This window comes from Ulvibacterium marinum, from assembly GCF_003626755.1.
Classification (GTDB): domain Bacteria; phylum Bacteroidota; class Bacteroidia; order Flavobacteriales; family Flavobacteriaceae; genus Ulvibacterium; species Ulvibacterium marinum.
In genome coordinates, this window is record NZ_RBCJ01000012.1 from 1 (window position 1) to 1,587 (window position 1,587).

Consider the following 1,587-nt stretch of genomic DNA (forward strand, 5'->3'; position numbering starts at 1 on the left):
AGAACCTGTCTTGGTTGGATCTGCTGGTAAAAAGCAATCAGGTCGACTTGTAGGGTGTCCACAATGGTCCTTAAATTGCCCATTGAGGGTCCCTTTCCCCCCTTCTTGAGGTACTTTTTCAGGTTGAAGGCAATCGCGGCCATGAGCATGACCTTGTGGGCACCGGCCTTGCCCAGTACGCCTATTTTTCTCAGGCCGTAGAACTCGGTCAGACTGCCGAATACGGGCTCCACCGTACTTTGCCTGAGTCTTTTCATTTGTCTGCCCCTTTCGCTGTGCTGTCGGGCGTAGGCCCTCAGGTACGGTTCGTCGTATATCGTTCTGGTGATACTTTTGCATTTCTTTTTTGGCGCACACTGGGGTTTCATAGAGCAGGCCTTACAGTCCCTCGGTGCTGCCCAGTAGTGTGCCGTACTTGTTGGTACTGAACCCCTTGAAGGGCAGGGGCCTGTCCATCGGGCAACGGTACTCGTTCTTTTCCCTGTTGTAGGGAAAACCCTTTATCTCGGGTTTGTATTTCCCGAAGACGGGTATCCATCCGGTGACCTTCCTTTGTTCGAGAAAGTCGTAGTTGGAGCCATTGGAATACCCTGTGTCCGCCAACAGGTCCGTCATTGTAAGCTCGTTCTTCCCCAGACGGTCCTGGACCCTCAGGCCAATACCCTTCAGGTATTGGCTGTCCCTACCGTCGGCAAAGTCCGCCTGGATGTGAGAGATGACCCCTTCGGCGGTATCCACCGCCATACTGCAACGGTAGTTAAGCTTTCTTGCCTTGCCCGGCTTTACCGATATACGGGCATCCGGGTCATGGGGATTATAGTGTGTCTTGTTGCTCAGCAGGCGTGCCTTTTTGTGGGATGTTCCGACCAGTTGTACCGGACCCTCCCGAAGATTTTGATGATGTTTCTCCACGCGCTTCAGTTCATGTTCGGGAGCGGAGATATGTGCAGGGGAAACGATTTTTGCTTGCCTTTGCCCGGTTGCCCCGTTCTCTTCCGACACTTTCTTCAAGTGGTCGTCCATGGGGGTGGCGGGCATTTTCGGCACCACGCTTTCCATGGACGCGTTCGCCTTTATCGGGGCCGAATCCACCGCTTGGGTATGGCCGGACACCATCCCACTGTCGACGCAAAGGGCAAAGACCTTGTTGAACAGTTTCTCGAAAAGGGATTCCGGGTAAAGCTGCCTTGTCCTGCTTATCGTCGAGTGCCATGGCAGTTCTTCGTCCAGGTCATGGCCCAGGAAGTAGAGTACGTCCATCCGCATACTGCAGTGTTCCACCAGTTTTCGGTCGGAGGTGATGTTCTCAAGGTATCCGGTGATCAACAGCTTGAAAAAGACCACGGGGTCAATGGACGGGTTGCCCGTCCTGCCATATAGTTCTTCTGTGTCCCGGTAAAGAAAACTCAGGTCGAGTGTCTCGCGGAGCCTTCTGTAAAAGTTGTCCTTGGGAACACGGTCCGACAGCCTGAAGCTGAGGAACAGTTTTTCGGTGTAGTTCTTTCTGCCTTGCATACCATAAGTTACCCATTTCCCAACGCTTATGAAAGCAAGAACTGATGCAAATCAGAGTTGTGCAACGGCCAC

At 53.1% G+C, this 1,587-nt stretch carries 2 protein-coding genes; both read right to left on the minus strand.

Going from position 1 to position 1,587, the window contains the following annotated elements; all coding sequences use genetic code 11:
* Window positions 1-368 (minus strand): transposase (locus D7Z94_RS25890; protein ID WP_211341865.1); only part of this gene is annotated, 368 nt, incomplete at its 3' end.
* 10 nt (window positions 369-378) lie between these two features.
* Complete coding sequence (locus D7Z94_RS25500; protein WP_211341866.1) at window positions 379-1,515, minus strand: transposase; 1,137 nt, start codon at window positions 1,513-1,515, stop codon at window positions 379-381.
* Window positions 1,516-1,587: the final 72 nt, after the last annotated feature.